Raw genomic sequence first — 14732 nt, forward strand, 5'->3', positions numbered from 1 at the left:
GTTAGCTGTTCAATTCAACGAATTTCTTGAATGCTTTCCATGCTTTTCCGCTTTCCAGTGATTCTTTGGATATCCCGATACATTCATCAATGGTTTTCCCCGGTTCCATTGCCTGGATGGCGAAAGAAGCGTTTATGAGCACACATTCGGTCTGTGACCGGGTTGCCCGGTTCTGCAGGACGGCATCGAAAATCTGTGCCGCTTCTTGTGGGGTATCGCCTCCATACAGTTCATGGCTTTTGGCCATTGAAAAGCCCAGGTCGGTAGGGGTATAGATGGTTTCATACAGATTGGTCATGACCTTGAATTCACTGGTCATTGAAATTTCGTCATAACCGTCCAGACTGTTTACTACCGCAAATCCGATACCCAGCTGCCGTAATGTGTTTGAGTACAGGCGGATTTGGGCCAGATCGGCAACTCCTAATAACTGGTAGGCGGGCAGACACGGGTTGATCAGCGGGCCGAGCAGGTTGAACAGGGTACGTACCTGTATGGCCTTACGTACCGGTGCCACGTATTTCATGGCAGGATTGAAAAGAGGGGCATGCAGGTAGGCCATGTTACATTCTTCGATGGAGCGGACCAGTTTCTTTTCATCGTTGGTGAACTTTACTCCGTGTTGTTCCATCACGTTGCTGGCACCGCTGACAGAAGTCGCACCGTAATTTCCGTGTTTGGCTACGTGATAACCGGCGCCGGCTACTATGAAACAGGCGCAAGTTGAAATGTTGAAGGTGTTTTTTCCGTCGCCTCCGGTTCCTACGATGTCAATCGGCTTATAGGCGTCAAGGTTGACGGGAATACGGGTTTCGAGCAGTGCTTTCCTGAATCCGATGATTTCATCCACTTTTGCCGAACGCATCTGGTAGACGGTCAGTAAGGCAGCTATCTGTACTTCGTTATAATTGCCTGAAGTTATGTTCTGCATCAAGCTATATGCTTCGTCCTGTGTCAGCTCTTCATGGTTGAAGAGTCTTGTAAGTATCTCTTTCATAATGATAGTTCCTGTTAATGGTTTAACCAGTTTTTGATGATTTGTCTGCCGTCGGGGGTGAGGACAGATTCCGGATGGAACTGGATACCCCGTATGTCGTATTCTTTATGACGCAGTGCCATGATATAGCCTTGTTTGCTGGTTGCAGTAATTTCGAGGCAGTCGGGCAGTCCGTCGGTGTCGACAACCCATGAGTGGTAATGCCCGACCAGAATTTCACGGGGCAGATTCTCGAAGAGATAATCGTCGGCGACTATCTTTATTGTACTTTGTATTCCATGCAACACATGGTCGAGGTTGGTCAGCTTTCCGCCGAACACTTGTCCGATAGCCTGCTCTCCGAGGCATACTCCCAATATCGGTTTTTTACCTGCATAGGTACGGATAACGTCAAGCAGCAGACCGGCTTCTTCCGGGATACCCGGTCCCGGTGACAATAGGATCTTGTCGAATTTTTCAAGTTCGTCCAGTTTGAATTTGTCGTTGCGCAGAACGGTAACCTCACATCCCAGTTCCTTGACCAGATGCCTGAGGTTGTATGTAAATGAATCGTAATTATCGATGATGACAATTTTCATGATTGTATTTGTATTATGATCGGTTTAGATTGTTTCTGCCAGTAAAATGGCTTTTTTTAGTGCTCCCAGTTTGTTGTTTACTTCCTGCAGCTCATTTTCTTCGTTGCTCAGGGCTGTAATACCGCCTCCGGCCTGGAACCAGAGTTCGTTGTTACGGCTGACGAAAGTACGGATGGTGATTGCCTGGTTCAGGTTGCCGTTCAGTCCGATGAAACCGATACAGCCTCCATATGCTCCACGGCAATGCGGTTCTATTTCGCTGATCAGCTGCATAGCGCGTATCTTTGGGGCTCCGCTCAATGTTCCTGCCGGGAATGTGTCGATAAAAGTCTTGATGGGGTTGGCTCCGTTGTCCAATGTTCCGCTGACACGGCTTACCAGATGGATTACATGGCTGTAATATTGCGGTTCCTTATAGAATTCTACGTGAGTGTTGTGGCAGTTGCGGCTCAAGTCGTTCCGGGCCAGGTCAACAAGCATTACATGTTCTGCATTCTCTTTCGGGTCGGCCAGTAATGTTTCAGTCAGTTTCTTGTCTGTCTCCTTGTCACCGCTGCGGCGGGTTGTCCCTGCAATTGGGTCTATGGTTGCACATCCATCCTCAATCTTACAGTGGGTTTCGGGTGATGACCCGAAAATGCGGAAACCGCCGAAATCGAAATAGAACAGGTATGGAGACGGGTTGATGCTTCTCAATGCACGGTACAGTGTAAAGTCGTCGCCTTGGAATTTCTGGATGAAACGCCGTGACAGGACTATCTGGAATACGTCTCCGCGCAAGCAGTGGGCGATACCTTTCCTGATGTTGGCCTTGTGTTCGTCATCAGTCAGCGGACTGGTGGTGTTTCCTACGGCATGGAACCGGTAAGTAGCATAGTTACGGTTGTTTATCGCCTTCTCTATTTCATTGATATGGCTCGGCTCCTGATCGTTCTGCATTTCAATAAGCACCATTTCATTCTTGAAATCGTTGAAAACGATCAGGTATTTATATAAGATATAAAGGATATCCGGTGCATCGTTACGGAATTCTCGGCTGTCCTTGATCGGTATATTTTCAAAGTAGTGTACTGCATTGAATGTCGTATATCCGTAAAGTCCGCAGTATCTGGCGTATTCTCCTTCCACATGAAAGCAGGCCAGGAATTTGTTGATGGCGTCTTCTACGCGGAATGTTTCTGTAAGGGGTTCCTTTTCATGGGTGCCGTCGGGATAAGTATAGGTAACAATACCATGGCTGACGCTTATGTTGGCAATCGGGTTCAGTCCGATGAAAGAACGGTTGTTTTCACTTCCGTGATAGTCGGAACTTTCCATTAATGCACTTTGTACAAACAGGTCGCGTACCTTCAGGTATGTACTTACCGGAGTATGCAGGTCGCCCAAAATCAGTTTCTGGGCAGTTGTATATGAATATGTTTTCATGTGGGTAATCATTTATAATAGTTAAGATAAGTTTCGATATCCTTGTCTCCACGTCCGGATACCGTAAGTACGACAATGTCTGTCGGTTTGAACTTTACTTTATCGAGTGCTGCCAGGGCATGGGCCGATTCCAGTGCCGGAATGATTCCTTCAAGCCGGGTCAGTTCGTATGCCGCCTTTACTGCTTCATCGTCGTTGATGGCAAAGACTGAGGCTCTGTGCTGTTTGGCCAGGTTGGCGTGCATCGGTCCGATACCCGGATAGTCGAGCCCTGCCGAAATGGAATATGGCTCGGTGATCTGTCCGTCTTCATCCTGAATGATCAAAGTCTTTGATCCGTGTATGATACCCAATCTTCCTAATTGGATGGTTGCAGCCGACATACCTGTTTCAATACCTTTTCCACCGGCTTCGGCCAGCACTATCTTTACACGTTCATCATCAATGTAATGATAGATTGTTCCGGCAGCATTGCTGCCTCCTCCTACACAGGCGAACAGGTAGTCGGGATAATCTCTTCCTTCATGTTCTACCAGCTGTTTCTTGATTTCTTCGCTGATGACAGACTGAAGACGGGCAACCATATCCGGATAAGGATGTGGACCTACGGTTGATCCGATGACATAGTAAGTATTTTCCGGATGGCAGCACCAGTCGCGGATAGCTTCGTTCGTAGCGTCTTTCAGCGTCATATTACCCGAAGTTACGGCTTCTACCTTAGCTCCTAGCATTTTCATCTTTTCTACATTTACGTGCTGGCGGGCTACATCGGTTTTACCCATGTATACTACACATTCCATATTCATCAAGGCGCAGACGGTAGCTGTAGCTACACCGTGTTGTCCTGCTCCGGTCTCGGCAATGATCCGTGTCTTTCCCATCCTGCGTGCCAGCAGTATCTGTCCGATAGCATTGTTGATCTTATGTGCTCCGGTATGGTTCAGGTCTTCTCTCTTGAGATAGATTCTGCATCCGTATTTTTCGGAAAGCCGCTGGGCCAGATAGAGTGGAGAAGGACGTCCCACGTAGTCTTTCAGCAATTGGGCGAATTCTTTCTTGAAATCGTCACTTTCCAGTACTTTAAGGTATGCGTCTTGCAGATCTTTTACACACTGATGAAGGATTTCCGGAATATATGCTCCGCCGAAATCTCCGTAATAGCCGTCTTGGTTTACCTGATACGTTTTCATAAGTCTTAATTTGTATTTTGAATTGATTATTTCATTAATAATGGTAAAAAAATAAAGGCTGTCGTAAGTACGACAGCCTTTTAATATCTTAATTGTATATACATGACTGATTGCCTTACGACTTTGGAAGTAGTAAGTGGCGCCACCAGAACAATGTATTTACAAATGAATTTGTCATATTAATAGTACTTTGTTGATTGTTTGATGCAAATATACGTGGATTTTTTATAAATTCAAATATTATGGCATTTTTTTTATGATTTTATTGTCATGGTATTTTTGAGTTTCCCGAAATTTTTCCGGTATTACATATATTTCTTCTTCCATATTTCATATGGTTTCTCCAGTGATTCAGGGGCATAGCTGTACCATGCATATCCGTTACGGCGTTCGTGTCCTATTTCTGCCAAGGTCTTGCATGGTATGCCGTCACGGTCACAGAAGAACGGCTCTTCTGTCTTCAGGTCGTAGAACCTTGCCCAGATAGGGGCGGCCTGATTGTCGTTAACCACTTTGGTATCCCGTGTCCCGTTTTTGTCGGTATACCTTTCCAGACGTATTCCATGGATCTGGTGTTTGTCGAACCATTCCATAGCTCCGTTTATGGAGGCTTTTATCCGTTCATTCGGGTTGGGTATTTCCATCAGCAGCTTAACGAGTGATGCACTTTCCGCCGAACAGAAAGAAGCAAGTTCAAAAGAACGTGCGGGGGTCGGCTGTAATGTTTCCGGGTCATGCTGTTGACACCATATGGTAGGTTTCCCGTTTACAATAATCTGTGTATTGAGTATACATTCGATTCCTTTATCGAAAGCTTTTGACAGACGTGCCTTCATGTCGTCATCAATCAGTATGTCGAAAGGAGCCACTTCATCACGCAGGTCTCGGATAATGCGTAAGGTCTGTACCATGGCATTGTCATTATACGTGATATTTTTCTGATATCCCCGGTTTTCGGGCCAGAACTGTGGCCATCCTCCGTTGTCATATTGTCCGCTCAGCATAAATTCCACACCTTTCAGGAATGCTTCCTTGTATTGTTCGTCTCCGGTGGCACGGAACATCTTTGCCAGATAAGTCATTTCGGTAATTGTGGCGTCATTATCTGTTGTCGAGTCATTCCTGTTGTTCTTGTCACCCAATATGATATCCAGTTCTCCGCCCAATGCACGGTGGATCGGAATGTTTTTAGGCCATCCTCCCGTTACGCGCTGGTAGGCCAATACATTGTCGGCTATTCGTTTTGCCTCGTCGGTAGTGTAAAAAGAGTCGGGACTTTCCTTGACAATCCTTTTCCATTCTTTGGAAGTATATTCATAATCTTTCGGTGAGATGATTCCTTGTGCTAAACCTGCGGTTACTGTCATGGATAAAGCCATGCATACAAAAATGTTTTTCATAAAGTATAATATTTAAAAAAATGCGTCTTCAAGCTGTGTGTTATATAAAAGGTTTCATAAAGGTACAGGATTGTACGGAGTGTCAGGTTGTAAAATTAATCTTTTTACTGGTATTTTTTGTCGTTTTTTACAGATGGAATGGAAAATGTTTCATTTACATTGACTCAGAATATATGGATTGGTCTATTCTAGACTTTATATTCATAAAATAGGCTATATTTATATCACATATGGAATATTTTACTAAATTTGAACATATAAACTATTTTTGAATTTATGAGATCATTAAGTTATCCGGTCTTAAGCAGTATTTGTGCTTTGATCATAGGAATTCTGTTGGTTGCCTTTCCGGAACTGGCTGTTGTGTACCTGGTTGTAACGATAGGAGTATTGTTCCTTTTGCCTGGTCTTTATGGACTCTTTTCTTATTTTTTCCAGCGCAGGAAACATTCGATGGAGAAAAAGTCCTATTTTCCGGTTTTGGCCTTGGGCAGTACGTTGCTGGGGATCTGGTTGATTGTCATGCCGGCGTTTTTTGTCAGCATACTGATGTATCTGCTGGGGGCTTTGCTTCTGTTGGGGGGACTGAATCTGCTGGCTGGCTGTTGGGCGCAGCGGGAAAAAGGAAGGGTGCCCGTTCTGTTTTATGTAATAGCCGCATTGGTGATTGTGGCAGGGCTTGTGGTTCTGTTCAATCCTTTTGAGGCAGCTACAGTTCCGTTTATTATGTTGGGTATTTCATCTATTGTGTATTCCATAACCGACTTGGTCAGGTTGTGGCGCTATTACCGTCTGGTGAACAAGGATATTACAGATGTGAAGATAATAGAAGAGGAATAGTTGGATTTTCCAACTATTCCATATTTCTGTATTGCTTCGGTGACATTCCTGTATACCGTTTGAAGTATTTCCCGAAAAAGGAGATGTCGGAAAAATTTAGTGAATAGGCTATCTCCTGTATTGTCAGTTCGGTGGAACGTAACTTGGCTTGGGCATCTTTTATGACGAATGTGGATATGATGTCGGTAAGCGTCTTTCCGGTCGTTTTCTTGATGGTTGTGCTCAGGTGTTGGGGAGACAGATGCATCTTTTCGGCATAGAAAGTGATATTCCGTTCCGTTTTGTAGTGGTCGACGATAATCCGGACCAATTCCTTTACTATTTCTTCGTTCCGGTTATATTTGGGTCGTTTTTTTTCGGCATCTTGTCTGTAGATTGTGCCCAGACCCATCACAAGCTGTGTGTATACCAGTTCCAGCTGTTCATCTTTCAAGAATGTGTCTGGCAGTTTGGTTGCGCGGATCAGCAGTTTGAAATAGTCTCTGATGATGGAAGCTACGTTCTCACTCAGCGTTACAACAGGGCTTTCGTATATTGAGTGTGTATATTCCAATGTCTTGTTAAAGAGTGCTGGGGTCTGGAGTAGTTTATGGCTGAATCCTACATAGACGAATCGGCAGTCATTGCTTTGTTCCGTTATCTGGAAAAACTGATGAGGCAGGATAATGGCTATGGAATTCCGTTTCATCTTGTAGCTGGTGAGATGTATGGTAACGGTACTCGTTCCTCTTGTGCATAGCAAAAGCAGAGCTCCGTTCATTTCAACCGGTGACTTGAACAGGTATTTGAAGTTCCCGATTATGTCTATGCCTGTAATTATGTTTTTGTCTTCAGAAAATTCTTGGATGGAATTTATCTTCTTCATCATAATTAGTATGTGATTTAGTTGCCTACAAATATACTTATTAGGATTGATATAAACAAATTCGGACAAATATAATCCGCAAATCGAAAGGTCTACTGTTTCAAAACGAAGCGTTCTATTTTTCGCTGGGGTTTCAAAACGAAGCGTTCAATTTTCATCAAAACACAAGCGTCACTCAAACAACCTTTAAATGGCATTTGAATGACGCTTTTGTTTGATCCCCAGTCTAAAATAACACCTTAAACCCATTGCCAATTCAGCAAAAATTCGTATCTTTACATAGTGGTTAAGATGCCATTTTGCGTACTGTTTCATCTGCTTTCTTGAACAGCATGATGTCTGTGTAGGAGGAGTTGTAATTCATGTGCGCGTTAAATTCTATCTTCTCGCTGCCTGCAAAGGGGTTGCCTATGGTGTTATTCCTGCCCATCCATTCACATAGATCTATGATGGATGACTTGTTGGAGGTGAAATAAATATAGTTCGTACCTACGAGCGTCTGCAACACATCCAAATAATCAGTAAGCCCCCAGTCCATTGTATAGGTGCCAACCTCAGTGGAAAGATATGGCGGGTCTATCAGGAATACAACATTCGGGATATCCTTATATTTGTTGAACAGCCCCCTATAATCACAGGAAACAACCTCCAGTCCGTCCAGATAGTCAAAGCAAAGGTCGTAGCTGCATTTGCGCACGGTATTATAAAACGTTTCCTTTCGCAGCCTGTCCAAATTGGTGGCATACTTCATGGAAAAGAGCAGGGAGGTAGAAAGCGTGATGTAATCCACATAACCGTTATCTACCTCTTCACGCTCGATAAGACGCAGGATAGATTCTTTCAACTCTTTAGGCAATGCCTTCTTCCGGGGTACAATTTGGGTTATCTCTCGAATCCTATCCAACAAAGCATTGGTCTGCGGTATATTCTCCAATCTGCGTCTGTAGTTGTCGAAATCATTATAGACAACGGTAGAGCCCGGCTTCTGACACTTCGTGATATGGGCTAATAAACCGGATCCGCCAAACAAATCGACGAATACGGCATCATCCGGGTAATGTTTCAATACCTTGATAAATTCTTTGGCAAACATGCGTTTTTGCCCCACAAACGGAAGTGGGGCTGATAAATACTGCTTTCTCATTTGTTCCTGGTTTTAAAACGGATTGCAAAATTCCCCATTTTATCCCAGTCGTCTAAAGAAAACAATCAAACCATGCTGCACAGGGTTTGCAACGTTTCTTATACATTCAGGTCGAACCGAACCCCTTCATCACCGGCAAGCAAGGCACCGGTACGCTCCAGGTTGTTCTCATAGATATGGACATTGCCAAGGTTAAGGGTAATCGATTTCAGAGGCAGGTCTATTTGCCGGGCCATCAGATAGAGATGGTAAATATCGGCCGGGAGGCCTAAATTGGCATCGCTGCTACGCTGATAAGCCGACAATACCAGTTCGCCGTCTTCTATCTGGAACTGTACAAGGCTCAGACATGGGGCTTGGTTGGTTTCCGCTCCTGTAGAACCAAGGAAGAGGACATAATTCTTGCTGGTCCGCTTTTCCCGGTTTATCTTTTCGATGAGAGGAGGCAGTTTCTCAAAGTAGGTCGGATAACTGTTCACAAGAGTCTGACCGCAATAATCCCACCAGGTGATGCCGGCTTCACGGTAACGCTCCACGTTACGTTCTCCCTGCATGAAGAGTTGAAGTTCCTGTCGCAGCTTCTTTCGGGCGATGCCGTGCGTCTCGAAGATGTCGAGCAGGTCGGCAGGTGTCAGAGTAAGACATTCATTCAACAGATACCGAATAACTCCCTTTTTGTTTCGTTGTTCCTTTCCTGCATTCAGGATCTTGCAAAGAATTTGATGATATTTGTTCATGGGTTTAAAGATTTGATTCACCATAAAGATACCTTCAAAATCTATCTACAGGAGCAACAATACCCTTATATCACACTGAACGCCCCTTGCAGTCAGTTCTGAGGTGACGGAGTACATCATACACCTTTCGTTCACTTATTGCATACTTTTCAGAGAGAACGGCAACAGCGTATGTCGTCTTGTTTCCATCCTCTACCATTTTCGTGAAATCATGGAAAAGGTCCACATATCGGTAATCTTCAACCCGTATGCCCGACTCAGAAAGCCGGCGCAACAGCTCTTTATTGAAAGAAAGTATCTCGTATATTGTCATAATCTCCAAAAATTAAAGTATATTTGCAGTGCCAATCATATTTTATACGCGCAAAATGCGCAAACCCGCAGTGGAAAAGGGCTTTGGCCCTCAGCTCTGCGGGTTTGCGCATTTGCGTATAAGTATATGATTGGCGTCGATACTTACTCAATGGCTGAGGGCCTTTTTCACACCTTGCCCTCAAAGGCTTGTTACTTCTTAAGAGAATACATACTTCGTCTTATTGCCTCCGAATGTTTCCCGTTTGATTACCGTTTCAAATGGCAGCTCATTCATTTCTTTGATTTGGTCGAGAATATTCTTCATCTCTTCCGAAGCTGTAATAAACTTGCCTTTCTGGCCATCCATCTCGTATTGGACCACGTAGCGGCCTTCACCCTGTTTTGTTTTGATGTCGGTCTCAAAATCCACAATAGTAACTTTACAGTTTTGCAAATTGCCCAAAGGCGTAAGGTTGCCTTCGAAGCGTTTCTTTCCGTCAGCCGGTTTGTAAGTGACGCCTAAATCTTTAAATGACTTCATATTTGTTAGTTTAAAAAATAAGTGTTTCCCGTTGCAGTGTTTCACCCATCCCCAAAACGACGCAAGCACAACGTATTTCCGTTTCTTGCTTTTCACCTTCTGTAGCCGCCGGGCAACTTTCTGCTTGATATGTTTCCGTACCAGGACATAATCATGCCAGGTAACGTACCCCAAGAAATCAATGCCGCGTGCTTCTACCGGGAATATCTGCCAGTTCTGTTTGATGGTAAGGTGAAGTTCTTCCTCCACCACTTTGCGCAACTTTGCAAAAATGTCATGCAGATACGCTTTATCAGGGCCGAGAACGACAATATCATCACAATACCGGAAGTAATACTTGACGCCCAATTCCGCTTTCATGTAGTGATCCAACAGACAGAGGTAAAAGTTACCGAGCAACTGGCTGGAATGGTAGCCAATGGCCAGGCCGGGACCATAACTTCTGATTATACGGATAAGGGTCTGCATTAGCGTTTCATCCTTTATCTTGCGACGTAGCCGTCCGATAAGGACTTCCTGGTCGACTGAATGGTAGAACTTCTTCAGGTCAAGTTTCAGGCAGTATTCAGTATTCGAACGATCCTTTAATGCTTTTCGAAGCCTGTTCAAACCGTCGTGGATACCACGTTTCGGCAAGCTGGCATACGTGTCGCGAATCATCATACCGCCTAAAACATCCCTGTATAGAACTGCCATTATCGCGTGAAGGGCGATGCGGTCTTTGAACGGCAGGGACTGGATTTCGCGCACCTTCCCGTTTTCCACCACTTCAAATTCCCGGAAACATTCCGGTGCATACTTGCCGGACTTTATTTCATCGGCAAGGTCTGCCAGGATCTTATCCCGGTTCTTTTTGAAATAGCGGACAGTGCGGCTGCGCTTCTTGCCCCGCATGACCATAGAGAAAGCCTCCAAAAGGTTGCTTTCCTCTATAATCTTTTCTATCAAATGTCCGTACCGCTTCATTTTATTGTCGCTTTCAGAAATCTATGTGCTTCGAGAATCAACCTACCACACAACATAACCCAATTTGTTTTTTGCCAAGAGGCAAGGTGCATTCCTCTATGGGTTGGACTGGGGAACACGTCCCGGCCAAGAGCCATAATATAATATTTTCTTTCCTGAATATGAGACGCGAACCGTAGTTCGAATTCGTGTTCGAGGCATCGTTATTCGCATTCGCATACGCCACGCCGCCATTCGTATTCGAGTCGTTATAGGAGCGCGCCAAAACAAGGGCCGGAGGAATTCTACCTGTATCTTAACATCGCATTTTTACATTTACATCGCAAATGTACTTCGATTTTCCGTGAATCCTTAATATCCAAAAGGTTTTAATGGATAACGACTTAAAAATATTATAAATCGACCGGCTTACGCCGGTATTAGTATCAAAGCACTGACAGTGCTTTGAACGCACTTACGCTCGCCGCTTCGCGGATAACGCCCCTGAAAGCGAGACGCGAACCGCAGTTCGAATCCGTGTTCGAGGCACCGTAATACGCATACGCATACGCCACGCCGCCATTCGTACTCGAGTCGTAATAGGAGCGCGCCAAAACAAGGGGGCCGCCCGAACTCTGCCAATAGTAATCCGAATAATGTGTCGTTTCGCTGCCACCCACTTTCGTAGGCACCATGTCGAAGAAAGGCCCGTTTTCCGCAGCTACATTCGTTATCCAACCGTCTTCTGTTCCGGCGTTCACATTGCGGGTTGCCCCGTCCGGGTCAGTGATTTTCCAAACGCGATTGTTAATTTCAACGCCTTTCACCCATTCGTAAATACCCCCGAATACACCTTCAAGCCCCAAGCCGCAAACATACTTGCTTGTTTCATTCTTTGTATCCGCAATTCCTGTCGCATTGCTGGTTCCCGTCATCGTTGCTGACGAGCCACTAACAGCACCGCCCACACCAAGAACAGCCTGTAAATTTCTGTTTCCATAACGCGCATAAAGCATAAAGGCAATCACACAGTGCTGCTGGAAGTCGATACGCTGATAACCTTTACCACGAGCCGTTGCGTACCCATCAAAATCATTAGTGGATTTACTAACTGTAGGACGAACCCCGCTTCGGCTATACAGCTTATTCGAAGTCATATAACCTTTATACGCACCGACTAAAGAGCGTGGCACATGCTTGAATGTTCCGTCCACGTTGTATTCGGCAAAGCGGTAACGGAATTTGTTGCTGTCCACCTGCTCCCATTTGTAATAGAACTCCGGAAAATCCACCATCACATCGCCCTCTGTGCCGTCCAACTTGGCTGCTGAGCCATCGGCGTAGAAATTGCTGTTGTCATCACGAAGATACGAAATTGTAACCTCACCGTCTTTCGTTTTCTTGCAGAGGCAACGGCGGAACTTCGACAGGATGGTTTTCAGAACCCCGCTGTTGATTTCACCGGTGATATTCTGCGGGTCGCTTTTGGATTTGTCAAATACAATACCGGCATCCTTGATTTTTGCATACACGAAAGACACGTTACGGCTCGCGGGGTTTGCGGGAAATGATTGGTCTGCCGGTTTGGTGTATCCTGCAAAAGCATCGACGGATACCGTATATCCGGTTCCCGACGGCACTTTTATAACTACACTGGATCCCTTGCCGCTTCCAATCACTTCGCCGCCTGACGTTTTCTTTATGGTCACAGTACGACCGGAACAGTCCGCACTGTCGTCCGTGCTTACATTGACCGTCACCTTCTCCGCAGAGTAAACCAGGTTTATCTGTCTTTCGTTACCCCCGACAGCCACGTACTGTTGTTCTTCCGGAGAGGCATAACCGGAGGCGGCTTCCGGTGAAACGGTATATTCCACCTGCATGGGGATGGCAATCTCCAGCGCTTCACCGTTCCAGACCAGTTCGGAGTGCTGGCCGGAGTAGGAAACAGTCACCTTCTTGCCGTTCAGGTCGGCGTCGTTCAAACCCTGGTTACTTGTGAGGGTTATGATGGCTTTCTCCTGAAAAGCGGATGTTCCACCGGAACCGGCAACACGCCAGTCGGCTTTATTCCCTTCCGTGATATTGTATAGCTGATAAAAGACATAGTCTTTCTCTTTTGTCTCATACACGCGGCACTGCTGGCCGATTGCGAATTTACGGGTTGCTTCCCCTGACTGGTAGGTCAGTGTATCTTCCCCGGGTGTTGACGGCAGATCCGGAGTTTCTGCGAATTTACCGTCGAGCGATGATACAAGGTTTGTCACCTGCTCCACTTTTTCATCAAGGGTGCCAAGCGACAAATAAAACTCCTCCTTAGTTCCCTTGTAGCCGCCAAGCTGCGCCGCATCCCATGCGCTCAGGCCGTATTCGTCCAGGTCGGCATAACAGTGCTTGCCGTCGGACAGTTTGGTTATAATCTTGCCGTCGCTCCTGCGTTCGAAAAGCCAGACGTTTTCAACGATGACGGTTTTATCGGCTGCCCACTGAGCCGTACTCTTCACGATTTGCTGGTACACGTATGCACCGGTTGTTGATTCACTCATTTTAAATAGCCCTCCTTAATTATAATTGTTGCTTTAGAAAAATCAGTCTGTCCGGTAAGGTAAACCGCTCCTCCGTAACTGCCACCACCTCCGGAACCTTCACCGCTGCGTTTCCATACGGCTTTGCCTTCCGTGTTGTCGTGGCACTTCCAGAACGTCTTATTCCCGTATTCGTCCACTGTCCAAACCTCGACTCCTACAAAGTAGCTGTCATCATTTACCGTCGGGATATGGTCAAGGTAGGATGGCATCTTCTTTTCGAGCGTGACGATGCGTTCTGCGGCTTTCCTGTCAGCCTCCTTCAACAGTTCGATGGCATCGGACAGGGATTTGTCAGCCTTCTTCAGGGACTCCAGCCGGTTTAGTATATCCGTCAGCCAAACAGCCTCGATTTTATCAAAGAATGTGGATGATCCGTCGGCTGTAATCTCAATAAAGCCTGTATCGGACGGTTTCGCCTGGACCACCTTCGCAAAATACCGGACGGCAATGTCACGGACTTTGTCGTCTGCGTATTCACGTTGGACGTGTTCCTCGTCCTTGACTAAATAGACGGGGAATACTTCCACACTCGTAGCCGCCAATGGCAGCACCATGCCGTCAATGTTGACCAGCCCGGCATCGATGCCGGTTTCCGATACCGCGCAGCCGCAGATTACACAGTTGCCGTACTGTGAGAAGAAGTCGTCAGCTATGCGAAGGCCTTCGCTCTGCAACTCCAACAAATCATTTCCCGACCATTTCCTTACGCCGGGGTATTGTACATGCCGTTTCATTTCTTTGTTACTATTTTATAGGTTCTGTCTGCAATTTTATAACGCTCGATTTCCGCCCGTACAAGGCTCAGGTCTATACCTTCCGGCACATAAACGATAAAGTCCACATCTTTGAAGCTTTGTCCACCCTCACCCTCCAGGGCTATTTCCTGCATCGGTTCAAAAAGCACCCAGTGAGCCGGCTCCGAGTTTAGTCCGATGGCGAGGAACTGGTCCTCGTAACTCTTGATCAGGATACCGCCGCCGAATGTCTTGTTCAGGTGCCCCTCTAATGAGCGGTGCTGGCTCGTTACATGCACCTTATACCGGTAGTAATCGCGCCAGTCGGAGAAGGACTGCCATACACCGTCCAAGTCCACAAGCGACCATAGCCACGCAAGACGGTTCGGTTGCCTGCGGTGCGGGGCGACATACTGCCGGATGAGTTCTTTGAAGTTCAGGATAATGTTCATGG

14 protein-coding genes are annotated in these 14732 nt (G+C 46.0%); 1 reads left to right on the forward strand and 13 read right to left on the reverse strand.

From position 1 onward, the window contains the following. Position 1 precedes the first annotated feature (1 nt). From trpD to pelA, 5 genes are all read right to left on the reverse strand, one after another. Entirely contained in the window at positions 2-997 is a 996-nt protein-coding gene (gene trpD, locus BQ7489_RS04475; RefSeq protein WP_072530109.1) for an anthranilate phosphoribosyltransferase, read from the reverse strand. A 14-nt stretch (positions 998-1011) separates the two neighbouring features. After that, complete coding sequence (locus tag BQ7489_RS04480) at positions 1012-1575, reverse strand: anthranilate synthase component II (RefSeq protein ID WP_072530110.1); 564 nt, start codon at positions 1573-1575, stop codon at positions 1012-1014. A gap of 24 nt (positions 1576-1599) precedes the next feature. After that, positions 1600-3000 carry an anthranilate synthase component I family protein gene (locus BQ7489_RS04485; protein WP_072532026.1) on the reverse strand — a complete coding sequence of 467 codons (1401 nt, stop codon included), beginning with the start codon at positions 2998-3000 and terminating at the stop codon, positions 1600-1602. Positions 3001-3008: 8 nt separating this feature from the next. Then, positions 3009-4190, reverse strand: a complete 1182-nt coding sequence (gene trpB / locus BQ7489_RS04490) for a tryptophan synthase subunit beta (RefSeq protein WP_072530111.1) — start codon at positions 4188-4190, stop codon at positions 3009-3011. Between the two features lie 305 nt (positions 4191-4495). Then, a complete protein-coding gene (gene pelA, locus BQ7489_RS04495) occupies positions 4496-5590 on the reverse strand; it encodes a pectate lyase (RefSeq protein WP_072530112.1) in 1095 nt (364 codons plus the stop codon). Between the two features lie 276 nt (positions 5591-5866). Between pelA and BQ7489_RS04505 the strand changes: the two genes are divergently transcribed. Further along, positions 5867-6430 (forward strand): HdeD family acid-resistance protein, encoded by a 564-nt coding sequence (locus tag BQ7489_RS04505; protein WP_072530114.1) that lies wholly within the window; start codon positions 5867-5869, stop codon positions 6428-6430. Between the two features lie 13 nt (positions 6431-6443). Here the strand turns inward: BQ7489_RS04505 and BQ7489_RS04510 are convergent, their stop codons facing one another. From BQ7489_RS04510 to BQ7489_RS04545, 8 genes are all read right to left on the reverse strand, one after another. Next, positions 6444-7298, reverse strand: a complete 855-nt coding sequence (locus tag BQ7489_RS04510; RefSeq protein WP_239496920.1) for a helix-turn-helix domain-containing protein — start codon at positions 7296-7298, stop codon at positions 6444-6446. Between the two features lie 283 nt (positions 7299-7581). Further along, complete coding sequence (locus tag BQ7489_RS04515; protein ID WP_072530115.1) at positions 7582-8439, reverse strand: DNA adenine methylase; 858 nt, start codon at positions 8437-8439, stop codon at positions 7582-7584. A 98-nt stretch (positions 8440-8537) separates the two neighbouring features. Further along, a complete protein-coding gene (locus BQ7489_RS04520; protein ID WP_072530116.1) occupies positions 8538-9176 on the reverse strand; it encodes a thymidylate synthase in 639 nt (212 codons plus the stop codon). A gap of 70 nt (positions 9177-9246) precedes the next feature. Next, positions 9247-9489, reverse strand: coding sequence for a hypothetical protein (locus BQ7489_RS04525; protein ID WP_072530117.1), 243 nt, complete (start codon positions 9487-9489; stop codon positions 9247-9249). Between the two features lie 198 nt (positions 9490-9687). Next, positions 9688-10977, reverse strand: coding sequence for a reverse transcriptase domain-containing protein (locus tag BQ7489_RS04530; protein WP_072530118.1), 1290 nt, complete (start codon positions 10975-10977; stop codon positions 9688-9690). Positions 10978-11402: 425 nt separating this feature from the next. Beyond that, positions 11403-13502: a hypothetical protein gene (locus tag BQ7489_RS04535; protein WP_072530119.1), complete on the reverse strand. Its 2100-nt coding sequence runs from the start codon at positions 13500-13502 to the stop codon at positions 11403-11405. Next, a complete protein-coding gene (locus BQ7489_RS04540) occupies positions 13499-14278 on the reverse strand; it encodes a hypothetical protein (RefSeq protein WP_072530120.1) in 780 nt (259 codons plus the stop codon). Before BQ7489_RS04540 ends, BQ7489_RS04535 begins: the two co-directional genes overlap by 4 nt. Further along, positions 14275-14730 carry a hypothetical protein gene (locus tag BQ7489_RS04545; protein ID WP_072530121.1) on the reverse strand — a complete coding sequence of 152 codons (456 nt, stop codon included), beginning with the start codon at positions 14728-14730 and terminating at the stop codon, positions 14275-14277. Before BQ7489_RS04545 ends, BQ7489_RS04540 begins: the two co-directional genes overlap by 4 nt. Positions 14731-14732 lie beyond the last annotated feature (2 nt).

Origin of the sequence: Bacteroides ilei (assembly GCF_900128495.1) — a bacterium.
In the GTDB taxonomy this organism is placed as follows: Bacteria; Bacteroidota; Bacteroidia; order Bacteroidales; family Bacteroidaceae; genus Phocaeicola; species Phocaeicola ilei.

What these genes read in the sequence shown, in the direction of transcription:
- BQ7489_RS04515 (WP_072530115.1), bottom strand. Translation starts at nt 8,439, where the DNA reads ATGAGAAAGCAGTATTTATCAGCCCCACTTCCGTTTGTGGGGCAAAAA.
- trpD (WP_072530109.1), bottom strand. Translation starts at nt 997, where the DNA reads ATGAAAGAGATACTTACAAGACTCTTCAACCATGAAGAGCTGACACAG.
- BQ7489_RS04535 (WP_072530119.1), bottom strand. Translation starts at nt 13,502, where the DNA reads ATGAGTGAATCAACAACCGGTGCATACGTGTACCAGCAAATCGTGAAG.
- BQ7489_RS04545 (WP_072530121.1), bottom strand. Translation starts at nt 14,730, where the DNA reads ATGAACATTATCCTGAACTTCAAAGAACTCATCCGGCAGTATGTCGCC.
- BQ7489_RS04485 (WP_072532026.1), bottom strand. Translation starts at nt 3,000, where the DNA reads ATGAAAACATATTCATATACAACTGCCCAGAAACTGATTTTGGGCGAC.
- BQ7489_RS04480 (WP_072530110.1), bottom strand. Translation starts at nt 1,575, where the DNA reads ATGAAAATTGTCATCATCGATAATTACGATTCATTTACATACAACCTC.
- BQ7489_RS04525 (WP_072530117.1), bottom strand. Translation starts at nt 9,489, where the DNA reads ATGACAATATACGAGATACTTTCTTTCAATAAAGAGCTGTTGCGCCGG.
- BQ7489_RS04510 (WP_239496920.1), bottom strand. Translation starts at nt 7,298, where the DNA reads ATGATGAAGAAGATAAATTCCATCCAAGAATTTTCTGAAGACAAAAAC.
- BQ7489_RS04520 (WP_072530116.1), bottom strand. Translation starts at nt 9,176, where the DNA reads ATGAACAAATATCATCAAATTCTTTGCAAGATCCTGAATGCAGGAAAG.
- BQ7489_RS04540 (WP_072530120.1), bottom strand. Translation starts at nt 14,278, where the DNA reads ATGAAACGGCATGTACAATACCCCGGCGTAAGGAAATGGTCGGGAAAT.
- trpB (WP_072530111.1), bottom strand. Translation starts at nt 4,190, where the DNA reads ATGAAAACGTATCAGGTAAACCAAGACGGCTATTACGGAGATTTCGGC.
- BQ7489_RS04505 (WP_072530114.1), top strand. Translation starts at nt 5,867, where the DNA reads ATGAGATCATTAAGTTATCCGGTCTTAAGCAGTATTTGTGCTTTGATC.
- pelA (WP_072530112.1), bottom strand. Translation starts at nt 5,590, where the DNA reads ATGAAAAACATTTTTGTATGCATGGCTTTATCCATGACAGTAACCGCA.
- BQ7489_RS04530 (WP_072530118.1), bottom strand. Translation starts at nt 10,977, where the DNA reads ATGAAGCGGTACGGACATTTGATAGAAAAGATTATAGAGGAAAGCAAC.